This is a genomic window from Candidatus Hydrogenedentota bacterium (assembly GCA_019695095.1).
Classification (GTDB): domain Bacteria; phylum Hydrogenedentota; class Hydrogenedentia; order Hydrogenedentales; family SLHB01; genus JAIBAQ01.
Genome location: JAIBAQ010000142.1, coordinates 1 through 15,899 on the forward strand (window position 1 = coordinate 1; position 15,899 = coordinate 15,899).

Genomic DNA, 15,899 nt, shown 5'->3' on the forward strand with positions numbered 1-15,899 from the left:
TTCCGGGAAGTGCTCACCCTCCATTACCATGCAGGGCTTAGCACGGAAGAAATCGCGGACTGGACCGGCCTATCCCGCGAAACCGTTAAGAAGCGGCTGCAGCGCGCGCGCAGCGCCTTGAGCGAACTAACGCTTCACACGTTGCTGGAACCCGCGGAACAGGAAGAAGAGAAGCGCCGCAAACGGGTCATGGCCTTGTTGCTTTTGTTGCCCGTGGATTGGCAAGGCGACGCCGCACCCGGCAAGGAAGCGCCTCCGCAACACCGCCTGGCTCAACCCGATCAGCAAACAGCCAGGATACCTTGGAGTTATGTTGCACTCGCAGTCGCTGCAGGCGCTGCGCTTCTGCTACTGGTGGGATCCTGGTTGTGGCCCACCAATACTGTCACCCCAGCGCCCTCTATAACGCGCCTGCCTCAGCAAGTTGCCCCAGCACCCACAAACGCTGGCGGCACGAGCACCAAAGAGAATCGAGCTCCGTCGCCTCCCCCAGAGCCAAGGCCGATTTCAAAAGGCAAGGGTGCTTAGCTCGGAATACTCGCGATTACACAAGACGCACTTCGCAAGCAGTCCACCAGCAGGACAAGGCGTCGCGCGTTGACAATCCATCCTAACGGTGTTAGCCTGCCAGCACACGGTTCACGGCGGGTGTTAGGCTGTGTTGCCGTAACGGTCTTCACGGGGGAGTGTGGGCGAGGGCTGCGGTCGCGCCAACTTCAGGGGGATTGCCGCAATGTGTCGATTCACGTTGAAGCATGTCGTGTGTCTCCTGGCTTTGATTTTAACGTCGGTGATGCCGTTGCGGGCCTTTGCCACGCCGCTCGACGATTACGTGTCTGCGCCAGACTCCGCCTTCTCATGGCAGTTGCTCGCGACGTACCCGCATAGCGGATATACCGATTTCGTCTTTCACATGTCTTCTCAGAACTGGTTGACTTCCTCGGAAGTCGACCGGACGCTCTGGGAGCATCACATGGTCATCACGGTTCCCGACACGGTTTCGCACGAGACCGGGCTTCTCTACATCACCGGCGGCAGCACCTCGTCCGGCGTGCCCTCCGCCAACGATCCGATGCTGGTGCAGATGGCGGTCGAAACCAACACGGTCACGGCGATGCTCCGGCAAGTGCCGAACCAGCCGCTGACCTTCCTGAACGATCCGGCTTCAGAACCTCGCACGGAGGACGAGCAGATCGCGTACTGCTGGCGGATGTTTCTTGAGACCGGCGAATCCAAATGGCTCTCGCGTTTGCCCATGACAAAGTCCGCTGTCCGCGCCCTTGACACGGTTACTCAATTCATGGCCACCCCCGATGGCGGTCAGCGCACCGTGAACCAGTTTGTGGTCACCGGCGCCAGCAAGCGCGGATGGACCACGTGGACAACGGCGGCTGTAGATTCGAGGGTCGTGGCATTCGCGCCGATGGTGATCGATCTCCTCAACATGCAGGTGTCATTCCGCCACCATTTCGACGCCCTCGGCTTCTGGTCGCCTCAGATCGTCGATTACGAGAACGAAGGTATAACGGAGCAGTTCAATACGCCCGAAATGGCGGCGCTGTGCGAAATCGTCGAGCCATATTCGTATCTCGATCGCTACGTGAACAAACCCAAGTTGCTCTTGAACGGTTCACAGGACGAATTCTTTCTTCCTGATTCATCACAGTTCTATTGGGACCGGCTTACGGGCGAGAAGCGGCTTCGCTATGTACCCAACGCGGGCCATGGTCTGAATGCCGGCGCCGTGAATGATCTGCGCGCATGGTATTGGTCCATCATCAACGGCGTGCCCCGGCCTGACGTCACGTGGACTAAGAAGTACGATGGCAGTCTCGAGATCCACGTGTCCGGCGGAACGCCAAGCCAGGTGTTGTTGTGGCAAACGTCTACCGTGTCCGAACGTAGTTTCAGCCTGGAGTTTCAGCCGCCCCTGTACTCCAGTACCGTCTTGGCTCCCGTCGATACCGATACCTACATCGCTTCCGTGCCCGCTCCACCAAGTGGGTGGAAAGCGTTCCTTGTGGAGTTCACCTTCCCGAGCGGCGGCCCCACGCCTTTCCGATTCACGACCGAAATCAGCATCGTGCCCGACGTGCTTCCGTACGGACCGCAGTATGCGCTCGGGGCGGAGTCCGAATTGCTTGATGCAGCCTTCTACGCGGGGGAGGCCTCCGACGGCTCCAACGCTTCCGGGCGCATGGCGTTCGTCGCGTCGCCCTCAAACGCCGGGACTAGGGCGGCATTTTGGGCAGTCAACGCGGCGACTCAGAATTCAGCGTTCTTTGTTGTCGACTTCGGAGATCCATCCAGTTGGCGGCGTATTACGATCGATTATCCCACTTCCCCGAATGCGCGCGCATGCTGGGTGCCCGACGATTCTGCCATCCTTGTTGGACCCTATCGAATTCCGATACCTCCGCCGGGCCAAGTGAGTTCGCTGGAGACGATTGTGAACCACGGGTATTCGTACAACGACACGTCGAGCACCTTGTTGCCCGAGAACAACTGGGTTATCGGATTAAGCCGGCTTGGCGGTCTGCCGAAGGATATTGTCGCGCTTCCAGTACTCGCTGACGGGTCCGAAGATCCGCTGCGATCGCCGGTCGTCTTGACGGACTTTACCGGCGATGGCATGAGCGCGGATTGGCCGGCCGTTTCGCCGGATGGAACACTGGTAGCCTTCGCGGACTATCACGGTGTTGGTTCGCTGGGGGTATCGGGCGATTTGGGCGACGTCTATATTCTGAAAGACGTCGACGAAATTATCGCGGCACCCAAGCGGCCCGGCACCAACATCTCGACACTCGCGCCCACGTCGCGCAACGATGTCCGCCTTGTTTCGATTCGTTCGCTGGAGAGCGACAACTTCGCGCATACGCCGGTGTTCTCGCAGGACAAGAGTATTGTTCTCTTCAGCGAAGACTGGAACAATCTGTTCACGGATAGCGCCTACCTTCAATCCATGCAGATCGCGGATTTTGACGTCATGATCGCGAATGCAGACGGTTTTGAAGCCGATCAGCGTCTTCAACAAGCAGGAAATCAGATGATGCCTGTACCTACCCGGGGCGGTACACGGATTTTGTATTTACGCGACATCGGCGGAGTTTCCCACGTCATGGCAACGACGTTGGAAGTCTCGCGCGCCGTTGGCGGTACTCAATTGGGTAACAACGACGTGCTCGTCACCGAGCAGCAAACCGCCGCGGACGGCAGCGGTACCTCGGTACTGCTTGCGGAAGGCACGACGGTCAATTTCCCGAATGGCGAGCCGCAAGCCATTCAAATCGAGACTCCTGTGAACATCGTCAACCCCGATCAACTCCCGGATGCGGTGGATGCGATTCCTGTCGTTCGCGACTTCGGTCCCGACGGCACCACCTTCAACCCTGCGCTGGCCGTGACTGTCAGTTATACCGATGCGGAAGTCCAAGGTCTCGATGAAGCACATCTGAAGATCTTCAAATTCAATACGGTGACCAGCAAGTTCGATATCGAAATCACGGATATTATCTCGCGCGACACCGACAAGAATACGATTACGTTTGCGCTGACGAGCTTTTCCACCTACGGCCTTGGCGGCGAAACCGATACCGATCAAGATGGCACTATCGATGACAGCGATCCCGACGATGACAATGACGGCGTGCTCGATGTCAACGATTCGTATCCGCTGGATACCGACAATGACGGAATCGACAACGCGCTCGATCCGGATGACGACAGCGACGGCACTCCCGACTTGGACGATGCGTTTCCGTACGATACGGACAACGATAGTCTCAACAACGCGGTAGATTTGGACGATGACGGCGACGGGGTCGCCGATTTGCAGGAGGCAGAGAGTGGCACCGATCCGCTGGACGTCAACTCATTTCCGCTGCCGCTGGATACGGTCAAAACACTGGGAGTTCTGGGTGCGGTGTTTGCCGTGCTGATGGGTCTGGTGATTTCCAGATCGCGGCGTGCATCGAACAAAGCGCAAGCGAATAGCTAATTCCAATTCGAGAAAGAACACAACCGTCCGGGTGTTGCTAAAAAGCGACCCCGGGCGGTTGCTCTTTCAACTTCCAGATGAAGTGGACCCCGTGAATCGGGGACGATACAGCGTTGTATGCGCCGATCGGAAAAGGACGCGGAAACATGTCAAACCTGGCGTTCTCATCAAGCAGGCTTCGCGGTGCCCTCTTCGTCCTCCGAGTCAATGTCAAGGCTTCCCCAGTTCTCGTATTGCCTGCGCTCAAAGGTCATCATGGGCGTAGTGAATACAAGCATCGCTAAGGGGAACAAAAGCCACAGATAGACGCTCGGTCCCATCGCTGTCCCGATTGCGGCGAATACTTCCGAAGGGGGTATTTGAGACGTACCTCGATTGAGGAAGTTGCCGAAGGGAACAGCCATCGCCAAGAACAATCCTACTGCCGCGAGCCAAAGACCTGTGATCAGACTCGCCTTAACGAACGATGGTTCTCTGCTTGTGCGAGACACCACCTTACGTCCACCGATCCAACTGAACAGCATCAACGTCACGAAGAGCGCGACACCCAACAGCGCGATCATGCCCGCAATGCAGGGAAGCGCCGATATAGCTCCGTGCAGGTTGAATGGGCGTGGACGAACCACGGCGCGGCCCACCGTGTAGTAGACGAGGAAGCCAATCGACACGAGCACGGGCGCTCCAACGACTAGCCAACTCAGCACAATCGCTGTGAATCGCGTGGCAAACGACACATGCGATTGGCCCTCGAAATCATCGATCTCCGGTGCAAGCACCGGAATGGGCAGATGTCCCAAGCGTTCCCACACGGGAACCGTAGCCTGAAGTTCTGCTCTCAACGCTGCGGGATCGCCCAAGCGCTGCGTCGCACGCGCGATTGCTTCCTTTTCGGATGGAGCCGACTTCACTTCTTCCGCGTAGGCGGTCATGAGATGCCCAAGCAACTCTTCACGCATCTTGTTTTTGCGCAGTACGCCTCCGCGGATGGGGCGGACAATGCGTTCAACATGAATCCGTAATGCCTTCATGTCGTTGCCTCCATGATGTTGCCGACCACTTCGGCAAAGGTTTGCCAAGTGTTCCGTTTGCGAGCCAATTCTTTGCGGCCTTTGTCCGTTAACGAATAAATGCGCCGACGCGGTCCCCGCCGCTTCTCGCTTGCAGTCTCCCACTTGCCGCGAATGAATCCGTCCTGTTCCAATCGGTACAGCGCGGGATAGAGCGATCCTTCCTTCAACGTCAGCGCGCCCGCGCCACGCGACTGGAATCGTTTGAGGATTTCATAGCCGTGCGCTTCCCCCGTCTCCAGCAACGAGAGCACCATGCCTTCCAGGTGGCCGCGCAACAGATCTCGTTCAATGTTCTCCATACCACTATTTAGACACATAGAGTATTGTTTGTCAAGGGGAATTATCGAAAGGGGCACATTGCAGGGAAAGCCCTTTCTCCCGAAGCCGTTGCAGATGACTCGGCGGCCGACTAGCTGTCCGGCCGCCGAATTCAGTCAATCTCACAGCAACTTAAGGTATTAAGGATCTGTCCTCTGGATAGTCGCCGCCTACACCGTCGTCTTCGAGCCTAGCCCGAATAGGGAGAGCACTTGGCTGAAGAGACCAACGATGGACGACATCAGGTCGAGCAAGGAGGAAATGGTGGAGAGTTCGTCTGCCGTCGCAGGTCTCATGGCGGATACAGATCGAATGTGTCGCATCGTATCTAGTCCTTTGTCTGTTTGGCGGCCACTTTATCCGGTCCGGATTCGCTGGGCTTCAGCGTAGGCACCGGCGCGGCCGATTGAGAGTCCCATCCGCTTCCGATTGCTTTCACGAGCAGCACCGTCGAGACCATCCGGTCGTTGAGAATCTTCACGGCGGACAATTCGTCGTCCAGCAGCGTGCGTTCCGCATCGACAAGTTGCAGATAATCGACGATGCCGGTGTCGTACTGAATCTTGGTGAGCTTGTGGTACTCGCGCGACGCATCCAAGGACTTGGTCTGTGCCTCCGCCTGATCGGCGCGAAGATGCAGGTCGGTTAGCGAGTCCTCTACGTCGCCAAAGGCAGTCAGCACTGTCTGCTTGTAGGTCGCCTCAAGTTCGTCGTAGCGTGCTTTTGCCTTGCGAAGGTTGGCCCGCAGTTTACCTCCCTCAAAAATGGGCAGCGAGATGTTGGGGCCAATCGACCACGCGCGATTGCTCCAGTCCAGCACGTCTTTGAAATCCGTGCTCTCGAAACCGGCCGAGCCGGTCAGCTTGACCGCAGGGAAGAACTCCGCTTTGGCGACGCCGATTTCGGCGCAGGCTGAAGCGAGGTCTTGCTCGGCCTCGGCGACGTCAGGCCGCCGGCGAAGAATGTCACCCGGCAGGCCTGCGGGAACGACAGGAGGCGTGCCGTCGAGCGGCTTTGGCTCTAGCGAGAAATCGGCGGGCGCACGGCCCAGCAGGATGGCGAGCGCGTGCTCGACGTCGGCGCGCTGCCGCCGGATGTCGGCAACGTTCGCGCGCGCCGACTCCAATTGTACCTTCGCCTGCAAGAGGTCGGTTTCGTTTGTCAGACCCGCGCTGACCTTTGTCTGAGTAAGGTCGACTTGCTCTTGATAGAGCGCGAGACTTTCGACGAGGATCTTCTCCTGGGCGTCGAACGCGCGCAGATTAAAGTAGTTCTGCGCAACATCCGCCAGCAGAGTCTGCCGGACGACTTCGAAATTGAACTCCGACGCGCGAACTTGTGCGCGCGACGATTCATAAGACCGACGGACACGGCCCCAGATATCGATTTCGTAGGAGAAGTCGAACGGAATCTTGTACGAATTTGAGATGGTCGCCGCCGACGTGGACGACGTACTGCCGGACGAGCCGCTTTGCAGCAGGCTTGAACCCACGCCGCCGCTCGACGTCGTCGAAGTCCCTGTTCCAGTTCCGCCCGTGCCGGTCGATGTAGACGATTGCCCCAAGGAACTCACGCTGCCGACAAGGCTGGATACCTTGTTGACTACTGACGTCAACTGGTTGATCTTCTGTTCCCTTTTCTCGGAGTCTGACATCTCCGTGCCTGGACGGCGCGAACGCGTTGCGGAGGGGTTCATTGTGACGACGGGAAAGAACTCGCTCTTCACCGACGTCGCGGACGCGCGCGCTTGCGCCACGCGGGCCATGGCCGCCTGCAGATCGTGGTTCGCGCGCAGCGCCTCCACTTCGAGCGCGTCGAGATCGGGATCGTTGAACACCTTCCACCAGTCCAGCGATAAACCCGGATCGGCGGTCTCCTCGCTTGTCGCGCTCTTGTACTGTTCCGGTGACTTCAGATTCGGGCGCTTGTAGTCGGGACCCGTCGCGCATGAAGCGAGTGTAAGCGCCACGGCAAGAATGAAAGCCGCTCGAAATTCCGCGCAAATGGATTCCCAGGTTCTTTTCGTGAAGATTTTACTCATGACGTAACGCCTCAATTGGGTCCAACTGGGCGGCTTTGCGCGCGGGAAAGAAACCGAAAACGACGCCGACCGCAGCGGAGAACATGAACGAAACAAAGACGATGGGAATGTTAAAGACGAGAGGCATATTCAGCAGACTCGCCAAACCAACGGACGCGAAGAGTGCAAAGGCAATTCCGATCAAACCGCCGAACGACGACAACACCACCGCCTCAACGAGAAACTGAAGGAGCACTTCTCGTTCCAAGGCGCCAATGGCGAGGCGTGTGCCAATCTCGCGTGTGCGTTCCGTAACCGACACCAGCATGATGTTCATGATGCCGATGCCGCCCACAAGGAGGCTTACGGCGGCGACCGCGCTCAACAGCGCCGTCATCATCGTCGTTGTTCCGGACAACATCTTGGAGATTTCTTTCAGGTCCATGACATTAAAGTTGTCTTCTTCGTTGGACGAAAGATGGCGCCGCCCGCGCATCAAGTACCCGATTTCCTTCTTGGCGCGATCGGTGGAAACGCCGTCCTTTACGGAGACCTGGATCATGCCAATCTCGTCGTTACCCGCGATTCGGCGCTGAAAAGTGCGTAACGGCAGGACCACAATGTCGTCCTGATCGGTGCCGATGGCGGATTGTCCCTTCGCCTCAAGCAGACCAATCACTTCGCACGAGAGTTTTCCAAGACGGATGTACTTTCCTACAGGATCGAGCCTTCCAAACAACTTGCTGCGCACAGTCTCGCCAATGACGCACACTGCCGTTCCCTGACGCGCTTCGCTCTCTGTGAACGCTCGCCCTAAATGAATCTGCCGGTTCGCGACAGTGAAATACTGCTCCGTACTCCCCGTGATGTTGGTGCTCCAGTTTTCGTTTCCGTAGATCGCGGCGGCGGACGAAGTCGAGACGGGCGCGACCCCCTTCAAGTAGGTGATGTCGCGTTCGATGGCCTGGGCGTCCGAGAGTTTGAAGGGCGCTGCCCCCGAAGACTGTCCCGGACCATGCATTCTGCCCGGCGTCACCATGAGCAGGTTGCTTCCGAGGCTCGCGATCTGCTCCGTGACCTGCTTCGTGGCGCCGCCACCCAGCGTGACCAGGATAATGACCGCGGACACGCCGATGATGATGCCGAGCATCGTCAGGAACGATCGCATGACGTTGCGCCGCAGTTCGCGTAGTGCCAGAAGTAGCGCATTGATTAGCATGGCACGGCCTCCCGATGCTGGTGGTCATTCTCGATGACCCCATCTTTGAAGTGCACGGTCCTCCGCGCGAACTTGGCCATGTCGGGCTCGTGCGTCACCATGACGATGGTGATTCCCTGCTCGGCGTTGAGCGCGGTGAGAAGCTCCATGATCTCGATGCTGCGCTTGGAGTCCAGGTTTCCGGTGGGTTCGTCCGCAAGCAACACGAGCGGTTCGGTAATGAGCGCGCGCGCGATCGCAACACGCTGCTGCTGACCTCCGGAGAGCTCGCTTGGCGTGTGATGTTCCCACCCGGTCAGGCCGACTTGCGCCATGGTTTGCAGGGCGCGCCGATGCCGAGTCAGCGCTTTCTCGCCGCGGTAGATCAACGGAAGCTCCACGTTTTCCAACGCGGATGTTCGATGCAGCAGGTTGAATCCCTGAAACACAAAACCGAGATAATGCCTGCGCAACAACGCGCGCTGGTTGCGTGACAGCTTGCCCACCTCCACGCCGCAAAACCGGTACGATCCCCCGGTCGGTGTGTCGAGGCAGCCAAGTATGTTCATGCAGGTGCTCTTACCTGACCCGCTGGGCCCCATGACCGCCACGAACTCGCCGCGGTAGATGTCGAGATCTACTCCGCCCAGCGCGTCGACAGTGGCCGTGCCCATACCGTACGTCCTGGTGACACCGCGCAATTCGATAATGGGCGCGTCGTTGCTTAGGTCTGACTCGTCGGCGTTCATGACACATTCCCCGGCATATCGGTGACCAGTTCCGTGCCCGGCTCCAGCCTTCCTTCGACCACTTCCGTATGAACGCCGTCGCTCAGTCCCTTCTTGATCTCAACCGATGTCAATTGACCGTCGCGTACGAAATACACGAGTTGCTCCGTGCCTTTCGTGCTGGGGTCTTCACTAACCGTCTTTTCGCTCTGAGGAGGATGCGGGAGAATCTTGCTAAGGATACTGCCGCCCGAGTCTTCCTGCTCTTCGACTACCGGCGGCGCAAATCGCAATGCGGCATTGGGCACAAGCACGGCGTCGTCGCGCTTGTCGACCGTGATGACCGCAGTCGCCGTCATGCCGGGGCGCAGGGAAAGGTCGGAGTTGTCCACCTCCAAGACCGCCTTGTACGTCACAACGCCGTCCACCGTCTCCGAACCATATCGCACTTGAGCCGTGCGCGCGGGAAACTTCTTATCCGGATAGGCGTCGACCGTGAACGTGGCTTCCTGGCCTTCTTTCACTTTGCCAACGTCCGCCTCGTCCACATCCACCTGCAGCTCCATTTTCGCGAGGTCTTCGGCGAGGGTGAACAGAACGGGCGATTCGAACTGCGCCGCCACGGTCTGTCCGGGTTCAACCGACTTCGTCAATACAACGCCATCGATCGGAGAGTGGACCACGGCTTTGCCAAGATCCGAGCGATTCGCGTCCAGCGTGGCTTGCGACTGCGCGACGGAAGCCTTTGCGCTTTCCTCGTCGGCCTTTGCGCGCGCCAGCGTCGCCTTCTGCGAATCGATCTCGTACTGCGAAGGCATCTTTCCTTCGCTTAACCGGCGGACTTCCTCCAGGCGCGCCATCTGCGCTTGCGCTTCCTGAACCGTGGCCTGGGCCTGAAGCAGCTTTGCCTTTGCCGACTTCAGCGCCGATTCCGACTGCAACGTCTGCGCTTCCAGTTTCGAGGTGTCCAGGCGCGCCAGCACTTGGCCTACTTTCACCAGGTCGTTGTAATCCACTTCGACCGATTCGATGGTGCCCGAGACTTCGATGCCGACTTCCACTTCCTTGATCGGTTCCAAGGTGCCCGTGGCACTAACGGTCATCACGATCTTGCCGCGCGTAACCGGCTGCGTTTCGTACTGCACAACTTCTTTGCCGTTGCTATTGAACAGCGGGACCGAGGCCCCTGCGGCTGCCGCCAGTATCACAAGCCAGATCACAAAGCGGCGTAACCGGTGCTTGCGTCCGTGCGCGCCCACGCCCAGCGTCTTGGCGACTTCCGCGGTCTTGATGCTATTGGGATTGCTCATCGTCTGTTTCCAATTCAGTTCGAGTTGACTCTAATGGAAGGTGTCCCTTTTCCGCGTGAGCATTACTCCTTTGGCGAATGGCCTCGATTCCTGCTAGCGAAAAGCGATGGATGTGCTCGGCTAGGGAGTCCAAGTCTGCCGCGCTGAAATTCAACATATGCCTATGCTTGTCGTCTTGCGGACCGTACGCACCTATCAGGCACTGGCCCACGACGCACATTCCGCACCATTCCAGGTCTCGTGCGGAGGCACCGGGACCCAGAAGCAGTTGAAGGATCCCGCTAATGTGGACGGCGACGCTGGCAAGATGCCGCTCCATGAGATCGTCCAGGAGGCCCGTGGACGCGAACATCTCGGCCATCCGGATGTGGTGAAGTTGCATAAGTTCTTCCTGGTCAAAGACCCGGCCAAGAAACGCATGGATAAACGCGTAGAGGCGCACTTCCGGGGCTGCGTCCTCGGAAAGGCCTTCTCCAAAGGGATAAAGGACTTCTGAGCGTTCTGACAGATGCTCAAAGACCGCCCGGTACAGGTTCTCCTTGGTGCCGAAGTAGTAATTGATGGCTGCCACATTTGCCCCGGCCCGGCTGCAGATATCCGCATGCGTCGCATCACGGAAACCCTTCTCACCAAATACTTTACATGCCTCTTCAAGGATGCGCTGGCGTGTCTCCAATCCCTTCGTTCGTTCGGTCATAGTGCTTGAATTCCCTATTTAGAATATTCATTTTAAATGACTATTTGAATTCTATCCGGGTTTCAGAATTCTGTCAAATCGGTGGGGAGCACCAGCGATACGAACTGCATCGTCTAGAACAGAATGGGTTATCCGCAAAAGAAGTAATGACTTCCGGAGGTCGGTTGCCCGGTGTTGATGTGCTCGCGTGGTACAAGGCCAGGGATTGAAACGGGGGACGTCTCACTGTAGCATCGGAGTTCGTCAATCCACGGGATAAGGGGAGAAGAAGAATGAAGTTCCGTTACTGCGCACACGCGCTTCAGCTCGCGCTTTTTGTTGTCCTCAACGTTCTCGCACAGGCCGAAAATGCCGTGGGTGTCGTCTACAACGACGCAAACGCCAACGGCATTCGCGACGCCTCCGAGAAGGGGATTGCTGGGGTGCTCGTATCAAACGGGGTAGACATCGTCGCCACGGACAAGACGGGCAACTATGCGATTACGGTGACGGATGAGACAAACGTGTTTGTCATTAAACCCAAGGGATGGATGACGCCGCTTCGTCCTGGCACGAACGTCCCCAGTTTCTATTACATTCACAAGCCCAAAGGCACCCCGGCGATGAAGTATGCCGGTGTTGACCCTACGGGGGCATTGCCAGCGTCCATCGACTTTCCGCTGCGCAAACAGCGCGAGCCCAACCGCTTCCGGGTGCTGTGTTTCGGGGACACGCAGACGCGCAACGTCGAGGAAGTTCAGTTTCTTGCTCATGACGTATTGGAAGAGTTGCAGGACACGGACGCGAAGTTTGGCATCACGCTCGGCGACAACGTGTTTAACGACTTGTCGGTGTTTGAGCCGCTCATTGAGACGATGAGCAGCATCAAAATCCCGTGGCGGTACGTGCCGGGCAACCACGACCACAATCACGATGCGCCCACGCAGGCCAGCACCGATGACTCCATGGAACGGTTCATCGGACCCGCCTATTACTCCTTCAACTACGGCGCCGTGCACTTCGTTGTGCTCGACGACATCCGCCAGCAAATCGGAAAGGAAGACTATTCGGGTGGCCTCGGCGAGCAGCAGATGACGTTTGTGAAGAACGACCTGGCACATGTCGATCCCAAACAACTGGTCGTTCTTCTGATGCACATTCCCATTACCGAGATTAAGGATCAGCGTGATTTGTACGCGTTGCTGAAAGACTTCCCGCATACGTTCTCGCTTTCCGCACACACGCACGTGCAGTGGCACAAGTTTGTGGGCAAGGAAAGCGGCTGGATGCAGGACACGCCGCATCATCACCTGAATATGGGCACGGCCTGCGGCAGCTGGTGGGGCGGGAACTTCGACGAAGTCGGTATCCCCACCACCGAAATGGCAGACGGCGGCCCCAACAACTACGCATACATCGCCTTCGAAGGCAATACGTATGAGGTGGAATTCAAGATCCCGCGCCGTCCCGCCGACTATCAGATGAACATCTGGATGCCGGAGCGCATCGCGGCCGCGGACACTGCCAAAGCCACTGTGGTGGCCAACGTGTTCGCGGGATCAAGCAAATCGCGCGTGGCTATGCGGCTCGACGATGCCAAGGACTGGACGCCGATGACGCAGTATACGGACAAAGACCCGTATTACCTGCAAATGCTGGCGCGGCAAGATGCGTTTATGGCCAAACTGGCGGAGCTCACGGGCGGGAAAGCGGATGACAAGGACTTCCAGCGCAAGGCTCGCCAAGACTTTGCTGCTTCGTTGCGAGGAATGCCGAAACCCGACGATACAGACCACCTGTGGAAGGCGAACCTGCCGGCAGGGCTCGCCTCCGGGGCCCACACGCTGACCGTCGAAACGACGGATATGTTTGGCCGCACATACCGCGCGAAGCGCGTGTTTGTTGTGAACTGACGTGCCATGCGGCGGGATTTCGGACCCTCGCGGGCCACTCGCGCTCAATACGATGCGCAATCGCGATAGCATGCTCCACGAGGGCCTTTTTCTGTCGTAAGGAGTACAATAGATACGGCGAGGATCGCCGAAATAGACCCGCGGCGTCAGGATTACTCCAGCGCTTGAACTGGTTGGAAAACGTTCGAGGTCGACGCCTGGACGCGGGCGTAAAGGGGGACGACCCATGAACGGCACGGAATTCTTCGCGAGAGTCATTCACGAACCGGCGTTTTCCAAGATGCACCCCAAAGTGGCCACATTTCTCAAGGGCTACTTGGCGCACGAAAAAGTTGCGCGGTTCGGCGACTGTTACGTCGTCAACACCCATTTCCCGCCTTATCCGAGTCACGCGTTCGACACAATGGCCGCGCAGTTCAACGCGATTGGAAGGTCCACCGAGCGGAGTCTGTTCTCGGTCACGCTTGCGGTCACGAACCGGTGCTCGTACAACTGCTGGCATTGCTACAACGCGGGACGGAGCCTGGACGACACGCCGCTCTCCGTGTTGAAGGACACTGCGAGGCAGTTGCAGGAACTGCACGTGGTGCACGTGACCCTGACGGGCGGCGAACCTCTCCTGCGGACTGACCTCGAGGAAGTTGCGAGCTCCTTTGACGACAGCACGTACTTGGGACTGAACACAACCGGATGGGGGCTTACGCCGGAGCGCGCGCGAGCACTGAAGGCAAGCGGTCTATTCGCTCTAGGGGTGAGTCTGGACTCAATTGACCCCGAAGCCCATGACCAAATGCGCGGCAAGGAAGGGGCATTCGATGCCGCGCTTAATGCGCTGGGAATGGCCGCCGAGGCAGGGCTCTATCCCTATGTCATCGCGGTGGGCACGCATGAGTTGCTTGAGCCGGAACGTTTCGAGAGCTTCATGAGTTTTGCCGGCTCACGCGGCGCGCGCGAGGTCCATCTCCTCGAACCCAGCGCGACCGGTAAGCTTGCGGGCAGAAGGGACGTACTCCTCACCCCCCAGGAACGCCTGAGGGTGCTTGATTATCAACGCATTTTTGCGGCCCGCGAAGATATGCCCATTCTGTCGAGCTTCATGTATGTCGAGTCGCCCGATGCGTTCGGATGCGGCGCAGGATTGACGCACCTCTACATCGATGGCAGCGGGGAAGTCTGTCCCTGCAACTTGGTTCCGCTTTCCTTCGGCAACATCGCAAACGAGCCGCTCACGCAGATTCTCGATCGCATGGGCGTATGCTTCGGCACGCCGAGAACCTGCTGCGTGGGCCAAGTCCTCGCTCCCTATATCGACGACAAATCCTTGCCACTCGATCCTGAATCGTCGAAGCACGTGTGCAGGCAGCACCTGGCCTCCAGTCACGAAGAACCGCTCTTCTTTCAGATCCGCAACCAGGCGAAAGGCGACGTTGGTTCCGAAGAACTCAAGACCGCCTACAACAATGTCCATGAACACTACGACACATTCTGGTTGTGCGAGGCAGGCAAGCCGGTCGTGGAAATCATCGACCGGCTGGGTCTGCGAGGAAGAGAGCGCGTCTTCGAGGCCGGATGCGGAACAGGATTCGCCACGGTGCGACTAGCGAAGCAGATCGGCGATCGCGGAGAGCTTTGTGCGGTGGATTTGTCGGAGGGCATGCTGGCGGAGGCTCACGCGCGCGCCCGCGAATGCGGGATTGAGAACGTGCGGTTCGCCGCCGGCGACGCGCTCGCGCACTTGGACACGAGCCGTAACTTCGATGTGATATTCACAAGTTGGGTATTGGGATACATCCCCTTGGCGGCGTTCTTCGAGCGCGCACACCGTGCGCTTGGATCGGGCGGGAGGCTCGCGTTCGTCGTCCACAAAGAGAACTCACCGCGCGAACCGCTTGAACTCTTCCGGGAAATCGTCGCCGAAGATCCGTCCGTGCTGGAAAAGCGCGTGGACTTCGATTTTCCGCGCGACCCCAATCACATACGGAACCTTCTCCACGAAGCCGGTTTCCAAATCGAACAACTCTGGGACGGAGCCATAACTTTCCACTACGAATCGGCGGAGTTGGTACTCGAGCATCTTCTTAAGTCCGGCGCGGGGACGGCCTACTATGACGCGGTCGACCGCAAGCGCCGCACAGCGCTTGAGCAACGATTCGTGGAGGTACTTGCCTCCCGTCACCGGGGAGAAAGCCGTATCCCCGTCGTGCACGACTTCATCTCGTGCATTGCCCGGGCGTAGCGAAGGAGAATTCGCACGCAAGAGGCCATGATACCGCTTCGTCCATGTGTTGCTAACCCGGCAGTTCTCCCGGCAGTTCTCCCCAAGACGGCGTCGGCTTGCCTTGCCTCCTCCGTTCAAACCGTTGCATACTCCACCTGAGAAGCAGCCAACTTCAGGGGGGAGCAGATCGATATGCCGCACGCACTCATTGCCATAGCTTTTCTCATGCCCGTGACTGTTGCCCTGGCCGGGCCGCCGCAACGCGACTACCCTATACATCCCGTGCCCTTCACCGACGTGCATATTCACGACGGATTCTGGTCTCCGCGCCAGGACACCAACCGCACCGTTACCGTGCCGTATTGCTTTCAGAAATGCGAGGAGACCGGCCGCATCAACAACTTCGCCAAGGCCGGCAAGCTTATGGAAGGCAAATTCGAAGGCATCTTTT

13 protein-coding genes are annotated in these 15,899 nt (G+C 58.3%); 5 read left to right on the forward strand and 8 right to left on the reverse strand.

What is annotated here, in order from left to right; all coding sequences use genetic code 11:
• Together K1Y02_19100 and K1Y02_19105 are read left to right on the forward strand one after the other, a co-directional pair.
• Nucleotides 1-528 (forward strand): hypothetical protein (locus K1Y02_19100; GenBank protein ID MBX7258478.1); only part of this gene is annotated, 528 nt, incomplete at its 5' end.
• A gap of 205 nt (nucleotides 529-733) precedes the next feature.
• The gene (locus K1Y02_19105) at nucleotides 734-3,997 is read left to right on the forward strand and encodes a hypothetical protein (GenBank protein MBX7258479.1); all 3,264 of its coding nucleotides are present in this window, start codon (nucleotides 734-736) and stop codon (nucleotides 3,995-3,997) included.
• 167 nt (nucleotides 3,998-4,164) lie between these two features.
• Here K1Y02_19105 and K1Y02_19110 read toward each other — a convergent pair whose 3' ends face one another.
• From K1Y02_19110 to K1Y02_19145, 8 genes are all read right to left on the reverse strand, one after another.
• On the reverse strand, nucleotides 4,165-5,025 hold the full coding sequence (locus K1Y02_19110) for a permease prefix domain 1-containing protein (protein ID MBX7258480.1): 861 nt from the start codon (nucleotides 5,023-5,025) through the stop codon (nucleotides 4,165-4,167).
• Complete coding sequence (locus tag K1Y02_19115; protein MBX7258481.1) at nucleotides 5,022-5,366, reverse strand: PadR family transcriptional regulator; 345 nt, start codon at nucleotides 5,364-5,366, stop codon at nucleotides 5,022-5,024. The genes K1Y02_19110 and K1Y02_19115 overlap by 4 nt, the downstream gene beginning before the upstream one ends.
• A gap of 189 nt (nucleotides 5,367-5,555) precedes the next feature.
• Nucleotides 5,556-5,708, reverse strand: a complete 153-nt coding sequence (locus K1Y02_19120) for a hypothetical protein (GenBank protein ID MBX7258482.1) — start codon at nucleotides 5,706-5,708, stop codon at nucleotides 5,556-5,558.
• A 5-nt stretch (nucleotides 5,709-5,713) separates the two neighbouring features.
• On the reverse strand, nucleotides 5,714-7,426 hold the full coding sequence (locus tag K1Y02_19125) for an efflux transporter outer membrane subunit (GenBank protein MBX7258483.1): 1,713 nt from the start codon (nucleotides 7,424-7,426) through the stop codon (nucleotides 5,714-5,716).
• Nucleotides 7,419-8,624, reverse strand: a complete 1,206-nt coding sequence (locus tag K1Y02_19130) for an ABC transporter permease (GenBank protein ID MBX7258484.1) — start codon at nucleotides 8,622-8,624, stop codon at nucleotides 7,419-7,421. The genes K1Y02_19125 and K1Y02_19130 overlap by 8 nt, the downstream gene beginning before the upstream one ends.
• Nucleotides 8,618-9,352, reverse strand: a complete 735-nt coding sequence (locus K1Y02_19135) for an ABC transporter ATP-binding protein (GenBank protein MBX7258485.1) — start codon at nucleotides 9,350-9,352, stop codon at nucleotides 8,618-8,620. The genes K1Y02_19130 and K1Y02_19135 overlap by 7 nt, the downstream gene beginning before the upstream one ends.
• On the reverse strand, nucleotides 9,349-10,641 hold the full coding sequence (locus tag K1Y02_19140) for an efflux RND transporter periplasmic adaptor subunit (GenBank protein ID MBX7258486.1): 1,293 nt from the start codon (nucleotides 10,639-10,641) through the stop codon (nucleotides 9,349-9,351). Before K1Y02_19140 ends, K1Y02_19135 begins: the two co-directional genes overlap by 4 nt.
• Entirely contained in the window at nucleotides 10,625-11,338 is a 714-nt protein-coding gene (locus K1Y02_19145; GenBank protein MBX7258487.1) for a CerR family C-terminal domain-containing protein, read from the reverse strand. Before K1Y02_19145 ends, K1Y02_19140 begins: the two co-directional genes overlap by 17 nt.
• A 272-nt stretch (nucleotides 11,339-11,610) precedes the next feature.
• Here K1Y02_19145 and K1Y02_19150 point away from each other — a divergent pair, with 272 nt between their 5' ends.
• From K1Y02_19150 to K1Y02_19160, 3 genes are all read left to right on the forward strand, one after another.
• The gene (locus K1Y02_19150; protein ID MBX7258488.1) at nucleotides 11,611-13,230 is read left to right on the forward strand and encodes a calcineurin-like phosphoesterase family protein; all 1,620 of its coding nucleotides are present in this window, start codon (nucleotides 11,611-11,613) and stop codon (nucleotides 13,228-13,230) included.
• Between the two features lie 226 nt (nucleotides 13,231-13,456).
• On the forward strand, nucleotides 13,457-15,466 hold the full coding sequence (locus K1Y02_19155; GenBank protein ID MBX7258489.1) for a radical SAM protein: 2,010 nt from the start codon (nucleotides 13,457-13,459) through the stop codon (nucleotides 15,464-15,466).
• A 174-nt stretch (nucleotides 15,467-15,640) separates the two neighbouring features.
• A partial coding sequence (locus K1Y02_19160; protein ID MBX7258490.1) for a glycoside hydrolase family 127 protein occupies nucleotides 15,641-15,899 on the forward strand: 259 nt, incomplete at its 3' end.